Genomic DNA, 439 nt, shown 5'->3' on the forward strand with positions numbered 1-439 from the left:
AGCCGACGTTCACCCAGAGCACCGGGTGGGTGAGCGTCTGGCCGTTGACCCACTTGTCGACGGAGTCCGGGTGACCGGTGGGGCAGGACAGGTTCTTGCTGGCGAACAGCTCGCACTTGTCGTACTCGGTCACGTACATGTCGTGCCGGGTGAAGGCGCGGCCCGGGTACTTGGTGGTGGGACCGGGGACCAGCTCGTACGAACGGGCGTGCCCGTCCTTGTTCTTGCCGGTCGCGCTGACCACCCGCCACCAGCGGTAGGTCTTGTAGTCGCCCGCGAGTTCCTTGGTGACCTTCGTGCGGGTGGTCCTGGCCGTCGGGCCCTCCCGCGGGCCGGAGGGGGCGCTGACGGTCGAGTCGTACTGCTCGACCTTCGTCCGGGAGGAGCCGTCGAGGCCGAAGTCGAGGCGCCAGAACACGTTGTGGCTGTGGCTGGTGGA

The 439-nt window shown here is 67.9% G+C and carries 1 protein-coding gene; it reads right to left on the reverse strand.

Going from position 1 to position 439, the window contains the following annotated elements; genetic code table 11:
• Positions 1 to 439, reverse strand: a 439-nt coding sequence (locus IE312_RS41230; protein ID WP_440862363.1) for a copper amine oxidase, incomplete at both ends; no start/stop codon positions are given.

It is taken from the genome of Streptomyces capoamus (assembly GCF_014654935.1).
Taxonomy (GTDB): domain Bacteria; phylum Actinomycetota; class Actinomycetes; order Streptomycetales; family Streptomycetaceae; genus Streptomyces; species Streptomyces capoamus.